The 17,502-nt window shown below is 36.6% G+C and carries 13 protein-coding genes and 2 tRNA genes; 11 read left to right on the forward strand and 4 right to left on the reverse strand.

Annotation, left to right across the window (positions count from 1 at the left end):
* Positions 1–126: 126 nt before the first annotated feature.
* The 7 genes from ACFSKV_RS11330 (at position 127) to ACFSKV_RS11360 (ending at position 7,680) form a co-directional block, all read left to right on the forward strand.
* On the forward strand, positions 127–1,764 hold the full coding sequence (locus ACFSKV_RS11330; RefSeq protein WP_380802683.1) for a S41 family peptidase: 1,638 nt from the start codon (positions 127–129) through the stop codon (positions 1,762–1,764).
* Between the two features lie 128 nt (positions 1,765–1,892).
* A complete protein-coding gene (locus tag ACFSKV_RS11335; protein WP_380802688.1) occupies positions 1,893–2,339 on the forward strand; it encodes a VOC family protein in 447 nt (148 codons plus the stop codon).
* A gap of 655 nt (positions 2,340–2,994) precedes the next feature.
* Positions 2,995–4,845 (forward strand): TonB-dependent receptor plug domain-containing protein, encoded by a 1,851-nt coding sequence (locus tag ACFSKV_RS11340; RefSeq protein WP_380802690.1) that lies wholly within the window; start codon positions 2,995–2,997, stop codon positions 4,843–4,845.
* Between the two features lie 117 nt (positions 4,846–4,962).
* Positions 4,963–5,037 (forward strand) — tRNA-Val (locus ACFSKV_RS11345).
* Positions 5,038–5,064: 27 nt separating this feature from the next.
* Positions 5,065–5,139: transfer RNA gene (locus tag ACFSKV_RS11350), tRNA-Val, on the forward strand.
* Positions 5,140–5,316: 177 nt separating this feature from the next.
* Positions 5,317–6,144 carry an AraC family transcriptional regulator gene (locus tag ACFSKV_RS11355; RefSeq protein WP_380802693.1) on the forward strand — a complete coding sequence of 276 codons (828 nt, stop codon included), beginning with the start codon at positions 5,317–5,319 and terminating at the stop codon, positions 6,142–6,144.
* A 168-nt stretch (positions 6,145–6,312) separates the two neighbouring features.
* Positions 6,313–7,680: a vanadium-dependent haloperoxidase gene (locus tag ACFSKV_RS11360; protein WP_380802694.1), complete on the forward strand. Its 1,368-nt coding sequence runs from the start codon at positions 6,313–6,315 to the stop codon at positions 7,678–7,680.
* Between the two features lie 276 nt (positions 7,681–7,956).
* Here ACFSKV_RS11360 and amaB read toward each other — a convergent pair whose 3' ends face one another.
* From amaB to ACFSKV_RS11375, 3 genes are all read right to left on the reverse strand, one after another.
* A complete protein-coding gene (gene amaB / locus ACFSKV_RS11365) occupies positions 7,957–9,501 on the reverse strand; it encodes an L-piperidine-6-carboxylate dehydrogenase (RefSeq protein WP_380802697.1) in 1,545 nt (514 codons plus the stop codon).
* Between the two features lie 51 nt (positions 9,502–9,552).
* Positions 9,553–10,644: a DUF4421 domain-containing protein gene (locus ACFSKV_RS11370; RefSeq protein WP_380802699.1), complete on the reverse strand. Its 1,092-nt coding sequence runs from the start codon at positions 10,642–10,644 to the stop codon at positions 9,553–9,555.
* Between the two features lie 610 nt (positions 10,645–11,254).
* Positions 11,255–12,457, reverse strand: coding sequence for a pyridoxal phosphate-dependent aminotransferase (locus ACFSKV_RS11375; protein ID WP_380802701.1), 1,203 nt, complete (start codon positions 12,455–12,457; stop codon positions 11,255–11,257).
* A gap of 132 nt (positions 12,458–12,589) precedes the next feature.
* On the opposite strand from ACFSKV_RS11375, the gene ACFSKV_RS11380 reads away from it, so the two are divergent.
* The 4 genes from ACFSKV_RS11380 (at position 12,590) to ACFSKV_RS11395 (ending at position 15,399) form a co-directional block, all read left to right on the forward strand.
* Complete coding sequence (locus tag ACFSKV_RS11380) at positions 12,590–13,450, forward strand: toxin-antitoxin system YwqK family antitoxin (RefSeq protein ID WP_380802703.1); 861 nt, start codon at positions 12,590–12,592, stop codon at positions 13,448–13,450.
* 79 nt (positions 13,451–13,529) lie between these two features.
* The gene (locus ACFSKV_RS11385) at positions 13,530–13,961 is read left to right on the forward strand and encodes a MarR family winged helix-turn-helix transcriptional regulator (RefSeq protein ID WP_380802705.1); all 432 of its coding nucleotides are present in this window, start codon (positions 13,530–13,532) and stop codon (positions 13,959–13,961) included.
* 97 nt (positions 13,962–14,058) lie between these two features.
* Complete coding sequence (locus tag ACFSKV_RS11390) at positions 14,059–15,063, forward strand: NAD(P)/FAD-dependent oxidoreductase (RefSeq protein ID WP_380802706.1); 1,005 nt, start codon at positions 14,059–14,061, stop codon at positions 15,061–15,063.
* Positions 15,064–15,078: 15 nt separating this feature from the next.
* Positions 15,079–15,399, forward strand: coding sequence for a 2Fe-2S iron-sulfur cluster-binding protein (locus ACFSKV_RS11395; protein ID WP_380802708.1), 321 nt, complete (start codon positions 15,079–15,081; stop codon positions 15,397–15,399).
* 184 nt (positions 15,400–15,583) lie between these two features.
* Here the strand turns inward: ACFSKV_RS11395 and ACFSKV_RS11400 are convergent, their stop codons facing one another.
* Complete coding sequence (locus ACFSKV_RS11400) at positions 15,584–17,476, reverse strand: DUF389 domain-containing protein (RefSeq protein WP_380802710.1); 1,893 nt, start codon at positions 17,474–17,476, stop codon at positions 15,584–15,586.
* Positions 17,477–17,502 lie beyond the last annotated feature (26 nt).

The raw sequence follows: 17,502 nt of genomic DNA on the forward strand, positions 1-17,502 counted from the left end.
AGGCAAAAGCCCTATCAAAATCGAATTTATTTCGTTTATAAAAACGAATTAGATGAAATTTCAGTTTAATACTATATTGGTCACGGATAAAGACCAATTACATTAATTCAAATAACGAAGGACAACGTGAGCGAAATTAAAAACACGAAACAGCAAATCAGATTACCTTTGATACTTGCCCTTTCCATTTCTGCAGGAATATGGATTGGAGCAACTTTTGCTGAGCCCAAAACCGAAAGAAACGACCTGAAAGCTGCCATTTATAAATTGCAGGAGATCATTACTTATATCAACAGAGATTATGTTGATAGTGTCAATACCAATGAATTGGTAGAATTCGGTATCCAGAGTATGTTGGAAAAGTTAGATCCCCATTCTTCTTATATTCCCGCCAAAGATGCATCTCTTGCCAAATCCCAACTGGATGGTGAATTTGACGGAATTGGGGTCGAATTTGGGATAATAAGAGATACAATTTATGTGGTCGCACCTTTAAGTGGCGGACCTTCGGAAAAATTAGGCATCCAATCCGGTGACCAGATTATTAATGTGGATGGAAAAACTGTCGCGGGTACCGGAATTACCAATAGAGATGTATTTGATTTACTGAGGGGACCTAGGGGTTCAATAGTGAAAGTTGATATCAAAAGAAAGAATCAAAAAGAACTAATTCCTTATGAAATTACCAGGGATAAAATCCCACAGTATTCTATCAATGCCACCTATATGATCAATGAAGAAATCGGGTATATCAAAGTAACCAGATTTGCCGCAACCACTCATGAAGAGTTTAAAAAAGCGGTTTCTGAATTGAAACAACAGGGAATGAAAAAACTTGTCCTCGACCTTCAGAGCAATCCAGGTGGGTATATGGGTGCCGCCATAAATATTGCGGATGAAATTTTGAATGAAAATGCCCTGATTGTCTCGCAACAAGGCAAATTGAACAGGTATAACCAAAAAGCATATGCCATAAAACCAGGATTATTTGAGGACGGAACAGTCATTATTCTTATCAATGAAGGCAGTGCTTCTGCCTCCGAAATTGTAGCAGGAGCCATTCAGGACAATGACCGAGGGTTGATTGTAGGAAGAAGATCTTTTGGAAAAGGTCTTGTTCAGATGCCAATTGATCTTTCCGATGGAGCGGAGTTGAGATTGACTATTGCAAGATATTATACCCCTTCCGGAAGATCTATTCAAAAACCATATGGAGATGATGAGGACTATTCCAATGATTGGAGCAATAGATTCGAGCACGGAGAATTCTTTACTGCAGATAGCATTAAGTTTAATGACAGTTTGAGGTATGAGACCAAGTCTGGCAGGTCTGTATATGGAGGAGGAGGAATTATGCCTGACTTCTTTGTACCCCTAGACACAACTATGAGCAGCATGTATGTCAACAGACTCTTCAATTCTGATTCCTCAAGAGAATTTATTTTGGATTATCTTGATAAAAACAAGAAGAAATTTGAAGGAATGAGTTTTGAAGATTATTATAATAAATATCAAATCTCAGAAGAAATGCTGCAGGGATTGATTAAGGTAGGTGAAAAAAATAAAGTGAAGTTTGACGAAAAAGATTATAAAAAATCTAAAGAATACCTAAAAATACTATTGAAAGCTCATATGGGGCGTAATATTTATGATGATAACGCTTTTTACAAAGTAATCAATGATATCAACGAAATCTATTTGCACGCTATAAACTTATTTGATGAGGCTGAAAAATTAGCCTTAAGTGAAAAACTTGAAAAATAAAACGACAAATACTTATTAGAAATAAGCCCAAAATGGGCTTATTTTTTTGTCAACTCATTTTAAAATTGGGTAAATCGGGGATTCTACCAAATAAATGAGCTAAATTTAATTAGCAAACCCAAAATCCTATGAAGAAAACGATATTTTCCATTTTGACAATCATCAGCTTAGGCATCATGAATCAAACAGTAATTGCACAAGCCAAAATAACCCATTTAGCGGTATATGTTAAAGAAATCAAAAGAAGCAGCGAGTTTTATACCAAGGTTTTCGATTTCAAAGAAATAGAAGAGCCATTTAAGGATGGCCTGCATGTTTGGCTTGACATAGGAAATAACCTATCCATGCACATTATCCAAGCTCCATGGGAACCTGTCTCTATCAACAAAAATAACCACATCTGTTTCAGTGTTCCGGACATGGATACCTTTATTGCTAACCTGGATAAATTGAAAATTGAGTATAGTGATTGGCCTGGAAATAAAGGAAAAATAAATATAAGACCTGACGGTGTCCAACAAATATATATCCAGGACCCTGATGGGTATTGGATAGAAATCAACGATGAATATTAAATTTTTAATGAAAAAATAAGCGCTTGATGGTCTAAGCGCTTATTTTTTAAAGTAATTGAATTATCTAATCTTTTTTAGAAAGGAGTTGACCATTTTTTATTTCCGGAATTAATATCCGTAATTACTTTGTCAGGGTCAATTTCAACAGCAATCACTTTTTTGCTAACTTTCAAAAGATAGTTCCATTGATACCTTTTGGACCATATTTCTACCCGTAGTCCCCTCCGCTCTTTTTGTCCAACTTCAAAGGTGAATTTTAAATAAATTGAACTTTCATCGTGGTTAAAATAGCTCAAGAGATAGTTATTTCTATTAGGATAAAACCTCTTGATTGCCAAATCAATATTTGAATTTATATAAGACCCGTCCTTCCAAATTCAATAAGTTCACCAACCTTATTTTCTGAAATTTGTATTTACCTAAATGCATTGTTGGATATTGTCGAAAATAGGAGCAGAATAAAAAAATTTATAGCAAATGTTCTATTCAAATATTCTAATTATTTAAATCATGAGGCTTTAATTGAAAAAGATATAAGAAGAAAAAATCCATTTTATATCAATATTATCCTTTAAGGTAAAACATTATAATGGTCTACGCAATTTGTAAATAGCCTAAATTGATCAGTTATTTGCCCCTTCAAACCACAATTAACATGAAATTGATTTTATCTGTAGCCCTATTGTCCTTAACTATTGGAATGGCAATTGGGAATCAGGATAGTACCACCCTGGATCTGGGAGAGATCATCATCACGGAAAACCGGATGGAAATTCCTTTTAGCAAAGTTTCAAGAAATATCAGTGTCATAAACAGAAAGGATATTGAAACAACACCGGCCAGAAGCATTCAGGAAATATTGGCTTTTACACCTGGTGTGGATGTAAGGCAAAGAGGAGTAAGCGGAGTTCAGGCAAATGTGGGCATAAGGGGAGGCAGTTTTGAGCAAACTTTGATTTTACTTAATGGAATCAAGCTTACGGACCCACAAACCGGTCACCACTTAATGAATATTCCGGTACCTTTTCAGGCCATTCAAAGAATAGATATTCTAAAGGGGCCAGGATCCAGAATTTACGGCCAAAACGCCTATGCCGGCGCAATTAATATCATAACAGAATTGCCTGAAACCAAAAGCCTAAATATCCAAGCCTTTGGAGGAGATTTCGGAATGAGAGGAGGGCATATTATTTCATCTTTACCCATTGGGAAATATAAGCAGACAATTTCTCTTTCACATGATGCTTCGGAGGGTCATTGGTATAATTCAGATTTCAAAGTGAATAATCTTTTTTATGAGTCCGGATATGAAATAAATGAAAAGAATAAATTGAATTTGATGCTAGGTCTTGCTGATCGAAATTTTGGTGCCAATGGTTTTTACACTGATCGTTTTCCGGACCAATGGGAAAGCATTCAGACATATTTGGGCTCCCTTAGCCATAGTTACAGCAACAAAGACCTTTTTATTCAGACCAGAGGATATTGGAGAAGAAATATCGATGAATTCAGGTTAAGGCGAAATGAGCCTGAGTTTTTTACCAACAATCATATTTCGGATGTTTTGGCATTGGAAATAAATGGAACCTATACCTCCAAAATTGGGACAACAGGACTTGGATTTGAAGGTAGAAAGGAAATGATAGAAAGCTCTAATTTGGGAAACAGGGACAGGAGTTTTTTGGGAGTATTTGCAGAGCACCGTATTGAATTTCTTGAAAAGTTTGATTTAAGAGCTGGAATTTATTCCAACTATTATAATGAGTACAATTGGAAACATTTTCCAGGTGCGGAATTAGGATATCAGCTCAATTCAAGTTCGAGATTATATACTAATTTTGGGGCAAGCTACAGAATTCCATCCTACACTGAATTATATTATCAAGACCCAAGCAATTCCAGCAATCCAAATCTTTTGCCGGAGGAAGCCTGGAATTATGAATTTGGCTGGAAAATCAATAAAAAATATTTAAGGGGGGAATTGGTTTATTTTTACAGAAAAACTGAAAATTTAATTGATTATACCCGTGGGCCAAGTAATTCCCAGCCAAATCCAAATCCATGGACACCTGATAACATCAGTCAAGTTACATTTAGTGGAATTGAAACATCAATTCAATACTTGGTCAATTGGGGGAATGAAAACGCAAAAATCTCAGAATTATCATTAAGTTATAATTTCATTCATGCCGATCTGATACAGGCAGAAGGTGTTGAGTCAAGGTATGCTTTAAATTCTCTTAGAAATCAAGTAATTGGAGGAATTCGGTCTGAGTTTTTCAGGAAAGCAGAAGTCAATGTTAAAGCGAGATATTTGGAAAGAATGGACTTGTCGCCATACTTTTTATTAGATGCAAGAATAGATTACAATAGATTGAAAAAAATCGGCTTATTCATTGAAATTTCTAACATGACAAATACAGAATATGTAGAGGCCGGATTTGTTCAGATGCCGGGAAGGTGGTTTAAAGCAGGGATCATGGTGAATATTGAAAGGACCAATTAAATTTTATCGATTCAATATCAATGGATTAGTACTGAATTCAGAAAAATAAAACTCAATTTTTGTCTACATATTAAATTAATTTTACATTTGCACTCCATTCTGAAAGTGAATGGATATGGGAGTTTAGCTCAGTTGGTTCAGAGCATCTGCCTTACAAGCAGAGGGTCGGGGGTTCGAATCCCTCAACTCCCACTTTAAATTATCTTATTTCCCCAAATTGGGAGTTTAGCTCAGCTGGTTCAGAGCATCTGCCTTACAAGCAGAGGGTCGGGGGTTCGAATCCCTCAACTCCCACAGTCAAGCCTCATTTGAGGCTTTTTTCTTTTATGGACTGCATTTTTTAAACATTGAACTTTTTCAAGAATTCAGTAAGAAATTCAAGAATTCGATTTTGGAATTTTTAAAGAAAAATATTAAATTCAACTGCCTGATTTTTAGAGTTTTTAGTTTACCTATAACCCCTTACATCCTATGATATTTAAGAATTTTTCTCCTTCCCCAGAATTGAACGGATTGGTGAAAACTTACCATCTCCGTCATTTTGAATTTCCCGCACATGCAAAGATTCCTTATAAACCATTTCCACCTAGGGATGAGCAATATTTGGTTTTCTATGTAAAAGGTTCCGAACAGGTATACCTTCAAAGAGACAGACAAACTGTATTCAGAAATAAAACCATACTTATAGGGCAGTCCACTCAAATGATCCACCGTATGGTGTCCCCTCAATTTTTATTGATTCAAGTACCTTTTTATCCCGGAGCTTTATACAGGCTAACCAAGATTCCGTTCTATGAATTGAAAGACAAAAGTTTGGATTTTGAACTTGTTTTTCCCCAAGAAACCAGAGAGGTAGAGCAACGGCTGTCAGAAGCTCAATGTTATCCCGAAATGATTGAAATCGTTGACCGTTTTTTGGTGGAGCTTTTTAGAAAAAACGTGCAACAGGAGATCCATTACTTTGAAAGGGCATTACCTTTATTTTCTTCAACTGAAGGAAGCACAAATGTTGACTTTTTGGCTAGTCAAGCATGCCTTTCTACCAGGCAATTGGAAAGGCTTTCCAAAAGGTATTTTGGAGTTGGCCCCAAGACAATGATTAGGATTAATCGCTTTACCTGGAGCTTTATTCATAAATCCAGACATCCCGAATTGACCTGGTTTGATGTCGCAATAGATTGCGGGTATGAGGATTACCAACATATGGCCAAAGATTATCGGGATTTTGCAGGAGTGACACCCACTCAGCTTTGGGCAGCAGACAAAAATGCCCCTGACAGGGTTCTCGGATTGAGATGAGGATATAGTTGATTTTTGTCGTTTTTTTACCACTTAATTTTTTTTAGGCGGAGTTACCTTTATTTAATTCCACTGGTTAACCCCATCTGTCCAATGAATTTTTGAGGACACATGGCCAATTTTTATCACTGGTAGAATAAATAATGTGTCACTTTAAACAACAAAACTATGAAAAAGGGAATTGGTCACTTATTCAACCTTACAAAGGGTTGGATGAGAATTGGGGGACTTGTTTTGAGTCTTACGCTTATTTTTTGTGTACCGGGTTGCTATCCTGAATTCCAAACTGAACCTGTAAGAACCAATATGACATGGGATCAAGGGAAGAACCTGAAGGATTCACCAACAGTCATGCTCAAGTGGAGCCATCAAATTGAAAAAGCTTACACTTACCCTATTGGTGTGGGGATATCTCCTCCTCTTGTTTCGAGGCTTTTTGCAATATATCATGTAGCTATGCATGACGCCTTAAATTCAGTGGATCCCAAATACCAGACATACGCCTCTCAGGTCGAAGATAAAAAAGCCGATCCAAATGCTACTCTAATTCAGGCAGTCTATGAGGTTTTGGGAAGTATTGGCCCTACTACTGATCCGCACAAATCTTCTATTGACAGCCTTTATACTGCCACCATGGGTGATATAAAAGATGGAGATAAAAAAGAAAGAGGAATTGCTTTAGGAAAATCAGTTGCTCAATCAATATTAGACAAACGTGCTGCGGATGCCCCATACCTAGCATTGATGGGATTTAATCCCACACCGGCTTCAGGAACCGAACCGGGAGTATTTCAGTATATACCTCCCTTAAACTATGCCTTGGCAGGCTTTCACCTCCAAAAAACCTGGATTATAGCCAGTGCCGATCAATTTCGTCCGGAAGCCCCCTATGCAATTAATAGCCCACAATACACTGCTGATTATAATGAGGTTAAAGATCTAGGAAAAATAAATAGTACAGAAGTTACGGATGATCAGCGATATTTGGGACTGTTTTGGGCAGAGAATTCCTCAAGGGGTTGGAATCGAATCGCCAGGGAAGTCTTATTACAGCGCAACAAATATTACAATATATGGGAAACTGCAAGGCTTTTTGCATTGGTCCACATGGCAATTGCTGATTCCTACATTGCGGTATTTGATTCAAAAATCCACTTCAACTATTGGAGGCCCATCACTGCCATCCGAAATGGTGATTCTGATGGAAATGATGATACTGTTGGGGACATAAATTGGAATTCAACTATCCCAACTCCACCTGTAGGGGAATATCCTTCTGCACATGCTATTTCTGGTTCTGCCGCAGGGGGAGTATTAATCCGCTTTTTTGGAACGGCCAATATTCCTTTCACCACAGACAGTGGTTACATGCCAAACCCCAGATCATTCAACAACATTATGGATGCAGTAAGCGAAAATTCCCTATCAAGAATTTATATAGGGTATCATTTCCGAAAAGCTGTGGATGTGGGTGAAGAGAAAGGCTATGATATTGCGGATTATGTTTTTGAAAATGGCCTGCCTAGAAAAAAATAGAATAGAGAAGTAGCCTGGCCAGGCATTAAGTATAATATTTGGCCAAATTAATTCAAATTACATGACTACCCAGCAATGGGTTTAAGCAGGTAAGCTCTTGGAAAAAATCAGAGCTTAATTGATTTAGACAAGTATATTTCACTCAACTACCTATAAATTCAGATATTATTTGATTAGTCAAACTTTTATTTTTGATTAATTTTTTTCACTACAAAAAAGGGGACTTGAAAGTCCCCTTTTTGAATTCCGATAACTTTGTGTGTTTGACCTGAGCAATTAGATATCAAATTTTATCCCTTGGGCCAATGGCAAAGCAGTACTGTAATTGATGGTATTGGTCTGTCTTCGCATATAGGCTTTCCATGAATCCGAACCTGATTCTCTACCTCCACCTGTCTCTTTTTCTCCACCAAATGCTCCACCAATTTCTGCTCCTGATGTTCCGATATTGACATTGGCGATACCGCAGTCAGAACCTGATGTTGAAAGAAAAGCTTCTGCTTCTCTCATATTGAGTGTCATTATTGCCGAAGACAAGCCTTGTGGAACCCCATTATGCATAGCAATTGCCTCTTCTATCGTTTTATATTTCATAATATATAGAATTGGGGCAAAAGTCTCTTCCTGAACCATTTCAAAATGGTTTTGGGCTTCTATTACACAAGGTTTAACATAACATCCGGACTCAAATCCTTTACCCTCGATAACACCTCCAGCAACCACCTCTATACCGCCTTCTTCCTTAACTTTTTTCAGGGCTTCCAAATATTTCCGGACTGCATCTTTATCGATTAGAGGTCCCACATGATTTTTTTCATCCAAAGGATTACCAATAACCAATTTGCTGTAAGCCGAAATCAATCTTTCCTTTACTTTTTCATAAACCGATTCATGAATTATTAGTCTCCTAGTAGTAGTACATCTTTGGCCCGCCGTACCAACAGCTCCAAACAATGCCCCTCTGATTGCAATATCCATATCTGCATTCTCGGTAATAATGATCCCGTTATTACCACCAAGCTCAAGTAACGACCTACCTAACCTCGAAGCTACAGCCATACCAACCACTTTGCCCATCCTTGTAGAGCCAGTGGCAGAAATCAAAGGAACTCTTTTGTCATGGGTCATGAATTCCCCTACTTTGTAATCTCCCACAATTAAGGAGGAAATTCCATCCGGCAATCCATTTTCTTTAAAAATTTTAGCTACAATATGCTGACATGCTACCCCTGATAACGGCGCTTTTTCAGATGGTTTCCAAATACAAACATCCCCACAAACCCATGCTATCATGCTGTTCCAAGACCAAACCGCTACAGGAAAATTGAAAGCTGAAATAATCCCAACAATTCCCAAAGGATGCCATTGTTCATACATTCTGTGTCCCGGCCTTTCTGAATGCATGGTCAATCCATACAATTGTCTGGAAAGACCAACTGCAAAATCACAGATATCAATCATTTCCTGGACTTCGCCCAAACCTTCTTGATAGGATTTCCCCATTTCATAGGATACCAGCTTTCCTAAATCCATTTTTGCAACCCTAAGGGCATCACCAATTTGACGGATTATTTCCCCCCTTTGCGGTGCAGGAACTTTTCTCCAGAATTTAAAAGCCTCCTGAGCCTTTAAAATTATTTGTTCATAGGATTTTTTATCGGTGGTCTGGATTTTACCTATTAAGACCCCATCCACAGGAGACACAGATTCAATATAATCTTGTCCGCTGTTTATCCATTCATTTCCAGTAGAAGTACCTAAATTTTCACTTAATACTCCGAGGTTATTTAAGGCTGCCCTTATCCCAAATTGATCTGACATTATATTTTGGTTTTATTGTGTAACTTCTACAAAACTATAAAATTCCTAAATTTATTCTTCTACTTCAGTTAATCTTGACTTAGCTGGAAATAAACGTTTCAAATCAAAGAAATCCATAAAAGGCCGGAGCTTCGGTCCAACTTTAAATCGGTAAACAAAATTAATTCTATAATTACCGGTCATTACACTGGTTGCAAAATCACTGTTATTAGCCAGCCTTACATTATTGTTTATATAATTGGCATTAATAGACCAAACAGGTCCATTATAACCTATAAATCCTCTTAGAAACGTATTGAAGTTTACTCCCCATTTTCTTGATTCACCCTCCATCAAATTCATATTCGTATTTCCAATCCCTATATTTCCTGAAAACATACCTGTAATAAAAAAATGTTTCCAGAAAACAAAAGTATGTACATAGCCGGCATTAGGCCCAATTTGAAAAAAGCCCAATCTTTGAAATCCTCTATTGTTAGAACCTTGAAATGATTCAGGAATAAAATTACCCTCGTTCATGACCCAGCCACCATAAACTTCCATTCCGGTAAAAAATGAACCGGCTGATTTTTTCTGCCAAGCTGATTGGTGAAATGCTGCCTTTAAAGAAATTTTTTCACCATTAAATAAGTATTGCGCACTACCTCCAAATTTTCTAATACGCATATCAGGATAAACTACAATTTCGGAACGGTCCAAATAAGCCCCATTTATCTTTTGAAGGAAATATCCATTATAAAACTGGCCAAAAAGGTCAATCACCATTTTTTTCCCATATATATGGGATTGCAAATCCAAAAATTTTGTCTCTCCTCTTCCCCTTTCCGGATTCATAAAATCAAATCCTATACCAATATTGAGTGTTAAGTTATTGTAGGTGGCACCGATACCAAGATTAAGATTTGAATTTGGCTCAAACCTGAATTTATTATCAAACAAATTATCTTTTACCAAAAATGAAGTATACTTCCTTGAAGTGTAAAGGCGCGTAGTCAGCATTTTCTCATAGGAAACAAAATAAGTGGTATCTTCTTGGGAGAAAACCTTACTTGGAATAAACACCGTCAACAACACTATAAGTGTTAGAGACACAGCGATCTCATTCACCTCACGAATTGCAATTCCCGCGTACTTAAACTTCATAAATTAAGTAATATTTTATTACCTCAAACTAACAAAAAAAATCCGCATTGCTGCGGATCTTATTTTTTTAAATGAAGGTCAGAAAAAATGATAATCCAAATAACCTCCACCCATAATCAGTCAAAAACCATGAGCAGAAAAAGTTGCTTAATCACCCGAGACAAATATAAATAACTTTATAAATTAAAAGCAAATAAAATGACTTGGAATTTTTTATTTTTTTAGCAATAAATTCATAAAAAAATTTTTAAGAACTTTTTATATATACAAATAAACGAACTGAAATAGAAAAAAGAGCATTTTTTAGTTTTCAAACCTCATTAAAGGAATTTACTAAAGTTTCCTATAAATTATTTTTAAATATTTATTTTTGCTTTTTAAATATTATTATTTTCCTTTCGAAACTAATTTGACTTTTTCAGTTTCTTCAGTTGAAATAAATTGGTTTGGGATTCAGAATTCGCTCAATCAATTTACCAAAACCATCATAATAAAATTTTTATTGAAATAATACAATTTTCTACAATTCTGTTCTAATTAAATTCCAAAGCAAAAAAAAGCTCCCTCGGCAAAGAGAAAGCTTTTTAAAAACAAGGTTTTGATGAAAAGTCTAAACTAATTTAGAACAGGCCAATTTAATTCTTTTCATCGCTTCTTTCAGTTCCTCTTCAGAAGCAGCATATGAAATTCTTACACAGTTTGGAGCTCCAAATGCTTCACCGGTTACCAGCGATACATTGGCCTTTTCCAAAAGATACAAACAGAAATCATCAGCATTGTTCACTTTAAAGCCATCAGCTGACTTTCCAAAGAAATAAGTAACATCAGGGAAGAAATAAAAGGCGCCTTCAGGTATATGTGTTTTTAATCCCGGTACATCTTTTATCAGACCCAAGACCAAATCCCTTCTTTTCAGATAGGCTTTTTCCATCTCCTTCGAAGGCCCTTGGTCTCCTGAAATTGCAGCCAGTGCCGCTCTCTGCGCGATTCCAGTCCCACCGGATGTAAATTGGCCCTGCATTTTTTCACAGGCTTTGGCAATAAATACAGGTGCACAAATATAACCTACTCTCCATCCGGTCATGGCATACCCTTTTGAAAATCCATTGACAGTTATAGTTCTTTCAAACATTCCAGGGAAGGAGGCAATACTTGCATGTTTGCCAGTAAAATTAATCAGTTCGTAGATCTCATCAGCAATGACAAAAAGATTTTCCCTCTTTTTTACCACCTCTGCAACGGCTTCCAATTCTTCTTTGCTGAAAACTGAACCGGTTGGGTTACAGGGAGAAGAATAAATAATTGCCTTTGTTTTATCAGTAAGGGCAGACTCCAGTTGGGCTGCTGTAGCCTTAAAGTTGTTTTCCAGACTACCTTCAATCAATACCGGAACACCTCCTGCCAATTTGATGATTTCCGCATAAGATACCCAATAGGGAGAAAAAATCACAACTTCATCCCCTTCATTGATCAAGCACATAAAAACATTTGCAATACTGTGTTTGGCTCCTGTGGAAACAACAATATTTTCAGCTTTTGCATCAGTTATTTTGTTTTCTTCTCTGAGTTTTTTAGCAATGGCTTCCCTTAAATCCTGATAGCCGGCTACTGGAGGATAAGAAAAGTATTTCCCCTCATCAATCGCTGCTTTTGCGGCTTCCTGAATATGTTTTGGTGTTTTAAAATCAGGCTCTCCTAAACTTAGACTTATAATGTCAATTCCCTGCATTTTAAGCTCTCTTGCTTTTTTTGCCATGGCCAGTGTGGCCGATTCTTCCATTTGATTAATGCGGTCGGATAGAATAGATGTCATTTTATGGTAGGTTTAATAAATTCCGCCAAAATTACAGATAAGAATCTTTAATTCGAAGCTAAAGAGTAGAATTGATTTTGTATTTGTACTTTTATTCCAAAATAATCCCATATTGATCCACGTTTATCTAACATGATTAGGAAAATTGTCCTCATTTTGATTCTTACCCAAATTAGCACCTTTGCTTTTGCCCAAAAAAGAAAAAAAGAAAAGGAAGTAGATCCTGATTCTTCAGGAGTGGTCAGCGACAAATTGATGCCCACTGCCCTGCCTCTTTTACTCTTTGATGATAAAGAAAGAAAAGAAAAAAAGAAAAAGGATAAGAAAAGCAAAAACAAAAACATCTATTACGGCCAAAAAACTAAAAGGGGAAGAATCAGACAAACTTTTAGAAGCCAGACCCAATTCCAAAATTTCTTTTATACCCTTGATAAAAAGGTGGTGGACCCCTATATAAGAGATATTTATTGGTATGACAAAAAAGACAATGTTATCCGTACCAAAGATTTTGATCCTTCAAGAGGATATCTCCTCCACGGACCCTACACAAAATCCTTTGACACCACGGTCGTGGAAGAAGGAAGTTTCTTCTTTGGAACAAGGCATGGCATTTGGCTGACTTACGACAATAAAAGCGTCCTTTTGGATAAACTCCATTTTTCTGAAGGTTGGCCAAAAGATTCCAGGGTTTCTTATTATAACAAAGCAACCAATCAGATAGAAAAGCTTACACCCATTGAATATGAATTACAAGAAGGCAATTTCTTCCATTTTTATGAAGATGGACAGATAGCCGTTACAGGCGAATACCACTTTGGAGAAAAAGTAGGTTTATGGACTGAATATTGGAACAACAAAAGCAAAGTAGTCAGAAAAAGAGAAATCCAATATCAGGAACAACCCTTTACAAAAGATTTTCGCCCATTTATCAGAGCGGAATGGGACAAAGAAGGAAACCTTCTCTACCGAAATGAGGAAAGGGCAAGAAATTAATTCTATATAATCTATAATTTTTATAGGGAATCGGTTTTATTTCATATTTCTTTTTATATTTGTCATGCTAATTATTTGTATGACACAGGAACAGTTTTATAAGTATTCTTTTCTATTGGACCGCACAGCGAGGCGTGTCAAACAATACGCCCAAAGGAAATTTAAATTGGGTGATTTCGATTTGACTGTAGATCAATGGCTGGTGTTAAAGAATCTTTCTGAAAATGAACTTTTAAGCCAATCAGAGCTTGCTCAGCTAGTATTTAAAGATCAGCCGACGCTTACAAGGATCATTGATCTCTTGACAAAAAAAGGTTATGTAGAAAGAGTTCCCCATCCAATGGATCGTAGAAGTTTTCAATTACATCTTACTGAATCCGGAACAATAAAGGTAAATGAATTAAAGCCCAAGGTGGCTTCCATACGTGAAAAAGCCTGGGAGAATTTAAATGAAAAAGATTTCGAAGAATTTAAAAGAATACTCAATACCATTTATTTTAATCTTGAATAGATAGAATTAGCATAAATTTTAAAATACTTGTCATACTAATTATATTTGCACGAACAATTATTTAAAAGATTGGTTTTACCAATAAATAAAACATATCATGATTACTACTGACATTTGTATCATTGGAGCTGGACCGGTAGGTTTATTTGCGGTGTTTGAAGCAGGATTGCTGAAAATGCGGTGTCATCTTATTGATTATCTTCCCCAAGTGGGAGGTCAGCTTTCTGAAATCTACCCTCAGAAACCTATTTATGATATCCCTGGATATCCTGAAATCAAGGCCCAAGAGTTAGTAGATAATTTGATGAAGCAGATTAAACCTTTCAAGCCTACTTTTACTTTAGGGGAAAGAGTAGACCATTTGGCCAAGCAGGATGATGGTTCCTATATCGTCACAACAAATGACAACACTAAAGTACATGCGCAGGTAATTGTCATCGCTGGTGGCCTTGGTGTTTTCGAACCTAGAAAGCCTGTTTTGGAGAACCTTGAGAAATTTGAGGGAAAAGGGGTAACATATATGGTAAAAAATCCTGAAACTTTCAGGGATAAAAAAGTTGTGCTCGCAGGTGGTGGTGACTCGGCATTAGACTGGACAATTTATCTTGCCAATCTGGCAGATCGAGTTACTCTTGTCCATAGAAATGAAACCTTCCGAGGTGCTCCTGATTCAGCTGCAAAAGTTTTCGACTTGGCAAACAATGGAAAAATTGATCTGATACTTTCTGCAAACCTAATTGAGCTGGGAGGTAATGGAAAGCTTCATAATGTGAAATTGGAAGGAAAGAATAAAGAAGAGATAGTCATTGATGCCGATTATTTGATCCCTTTATTTGGCTTAAGTCCAAAGCTTGGTCCAATTGCAGACTGGGGGCTGAATATAGACAAAAGTGCCATTGAAGTGGACACAAGAGATTATTCAACCGGTGTGGAGAGAATTTTTGCCATAGGGGATATCAATACCTATCCAGGTAAGTTAAAACTTATTCTTTGTGGTTTTCATGAGGCGGCAATTATGATGCATTCTGCATTTAAATATGTCTATCCTGATCAAAAATTAAGTTTTAAATACACTACTGTTAATGGTGTGAATTCCTTTTAATTCTATTTTTGCAAAATGGTAACGTTTACAGTAGAAGATCATGACGGCAACCGTCAAAATATTGAAGCTCCTGACGATATGGGCTTAAGTTTAATGGAAACATTAAAAGCTTACGAATATCCTATTTTGGCAACATGTGGTGGAATGGCACTTTGCGCTACATGCCATGTAGAGGTATTGGAAGGGGATAAAGAATTAGGTAATGCTACAGATGTGGAACTGGACCAATTAGAGAACCTCCCTGAATATTTTCCGACCAGCAGGTTAGCCTGCCAGATTAGAATAAGCCCGCTTTTAGAGGGAGCAGTAATAAAATTAAGAGGAGAAGACAATTAATCTGCTTAAGTAAAAAAATCAATAAGTCCATTTGCCTTTCAAGTGGACTTTTTTGTGCTTTCCCGAAAAACTTAAAAACTTATTTCAACCCCTGAATTTATCGAATTGAAGAATTTGGGGAAAAATCAAAAGTAAAAGGTTTGTTTTTCATAAAGTATAATCGATGTTTCCAAATTATTATATTTTAGAATTTGATAGCGACGGATAACTCTATTTCTGTTTCTTCCCCAACAATTGATTCGATCTCCTTTTTTATTTCTTCCAACTCTTGGATATCCAAGGGTGATTCCGAAACTACCGTCATGGAAAGCCTCATTGGATTCATTTGAAGTACCTGAATATCCCGCAATTTCCCTTTTTTGATTCCCTGAACTGACAACTGTTGAATTAACTTATTTTCCTTTACCATTTCATTAAACCCCAATGCTAATGGGGCGCTGATCAGGATAACAAAAAACAAGGAAACTAAAAGACCTTTTTGCGCAAGCCTAAAAGGGCTGAATCCTAAGAATAAAAATGTCAAAGCTGCTGCCATCACCATCCCTGCCAAATTGGTCCCTAATAAAAGAAGCGCACCCCAAAAAACAGACCAATCTCCCCAACCAAAGCCTATTCCTGAAACTGCCAAAGGAGGCACCAAGGCAACTGCTATTGCTACACCGGCCAGCGTTTTGGTAATTTCTTTTTTAGCATGCGCATAGGCCCCGGCCATTCCAGATGCCGCTGCAATTCCTAAATCCAACAGATTAGGCCTAATCCTGGCCAAAATTTCACTGTTCAAGGAGTTTAACGGGGTTAACCAAGTAATTAAGATAGCAAATCCAAAACCCAATGCCATGCCTACTCCTATAGTCATAAAACTATATTTGAGAAGATTTTGATCTTGTCTTAGGACTCCCATAGCCAAAGAAATAATAGGGGCCATTAAGGGTGCCAATATCATCGCTCCAATAATAACAGGTGTGGAATTGCCAAAAAGACCAAAAGTTGCAATTATGGTAGACAAGGCCATGAGCACCAAATAACTGGATTTTAGCCGTGAATTCTCCCTGAGTATAGTGAATAACCATTTAAACTCTTCTGAAGTGGCATGATTGGTGAACGGAAGACTTCTTTGTAAAAGTTCAAATCTCAATTCTCCTTGTGGAAGGTTCTGGATTTTGACAATTCTTTTGGTGTCAACTTCTTTTTTGGTTTGTAAAAATTTCCCTGGAACAATATTGATTTGCTTGGGCATAACCTCTAGTACTATTTCCTTTGAACTGATCAAAATATTATCAATTGCAAAATCAATATTCTGCTTGCTGGAAATATAGACCTTATCTGTTTTTAAATGAGCCACATAATTGGGCAATTTTTGACTTTTGGCAGGCTTAAAAATATTATAAAGCCCAAATTTCAGGACTTCCCAAATACTTTGGGGTGCCAAAATAAGGCAATTCATCATTCCGTCATTAGGATCTGAATCTTCCAGCACCCTTCTTGACAGTATGGAACTTTTCCCGTGTTGCACTACCACCATTCCTAAAATAGCCGTCTCAAGGTCCCGCTCCCTTTTCTCTGAAGACTCGGTAGACCAATTCAATTTTAGATCATTAAGCCTTAATTTTTTTAATGAAGAAATCAGAATTTTTAAATGGAAGAAATATTTTAAAAATCCCTTTTTTCCTAAATCACCCACATGTAGTAAACTGAAGGTACTACCAATGGCCATAGAATTGAACACCGGCTGCCCATTTGCATACAAAACATCCATTTCTACGGTTTCATCCGTCCTCAAAATATGCTCAACTGCTAACTCAATATTGGAAGAAACCCCAAAACCCTGCGCTACTTCCTCAAACTTTGGGTGTGGAAGAAAACCCATTTTAAAATGTTTTTGTATAGCTTTTTCAATAAGATCTCTAAATTGATAATCAGATATATAAAATACCAAAAATTCCTTTTCTCCGTAGGCAAAATCTTTACACTTAGAAAACGGAATTGCAAGTTTCAGGTTATTCTCGAAAAGGGGAATAATCTTTTTATTGACTTCTTCAGTCAATTCATCATCAAAAATTAAAGTAATAGATTTCATTTCTTTAATTTAAAAAAATAATGGAG

It is taken from the genome of Shivajiella indica, assembly GCF_042683085.1.
In the GTDB taxonomy this organism is placed as follows: Bacteria; Bacteroidota; Bacteroidia; order Cytophagales; family Cyclobacteriaceae; genus Shivajiella; species Shivajiella indica.

What these genes read in the sequence shown, in the direction of transcription:
- ACFSKV_RS11335 (WP_380802688.1), top strand. Translation starts at nt 1,893, where the DNA reads ATGAAGAAAACGATATTTTCCATTTTGACAATCATCAGCTTAGGCATC.
- ACFSKV_RS11370 (WP_380802699.1), bottom strand. Translation starts at nt 10,644, where the DNA reads ATGAAGTTTAAGTACGCGGGAATTGCAATTCGTGAGGTGAATGAGATC.
- ACFSKV_RS11360 (WP_380802694.1), top strand. Translation starts at nt 6,313, where the DNA reads ATGAAAAAGGGAATTGGTCACTTATTCAACCTTACAAAGGGTTGGATG.
- ACFSKV_RS11395 (WP_380802708.1), top strand. Translation starts at nt 15,079, where the DNA reads ATGGTAACGTTTACAGTAGAAGATCATGACGGCAACCGTCAAAATATT.
- ACFSKV_RS11385 (WP_380802705.1), top strand. Translation starts at nt 13,530, where the DNA reads ATGACACAGGAACAGTTTTATAAGTATTCTTTTCTATTGGACCGCACA.
- ACFSKV_RS11355 (WP_380802693.1), top strand. Translation starts at nt 5,317, where the DNA reads ATGATATTTAAGAATTTTTCTCCTTCCCCAGAATTGAACGGATTGGTG.
- ACFSKV_RS11390 (WP_380802706.1), top strand. Translation starts at nt 14,059, where the DNA reads ATGATTACTACTGACATTTGTATCATTGGAGCTGGACCGGTAGGTTTA.
- ACFSKV_RS11375 (WP_380802701.1), bottom strand. Translation starts at nt 12,457, where the DNA reads ATGACATCTATTCTATCCGACCGCATTAATCAAATGGAAGAATCGGCC.
- ACFSKV_RS11380 (WP_380802703.1), top strand. Translation starts at nt 12,590, where the DNA reads ATGATTAGGAAAATTGTCCTCATTTTGATTCTTACCCAAATTAGCACC.
- ACFSKV_RS11400 (WP_380802710.1), bottom strand. Translation starts at nt 17,476, where the DNA reads ATGAAATCTATTACTTTAATTTTTGATGATGAATTGACTGAAGAAGTC.
- ACFSKV_RS11340 (WP_380802690.1), top strand. Translation starts at nt 2,995, where the DNA reads ATGAAATTGATTTTATCTGTAGCCCTATTGTCCTTAACTATTGGAATG.
- amaB (WP_380802697.1), bottom strand. Translation starts at nt 9,501, where the DNA reads ATGTCAGATCAATTTGGGATAAGGGCAGCCTTAAATAACCTCGGAGTA.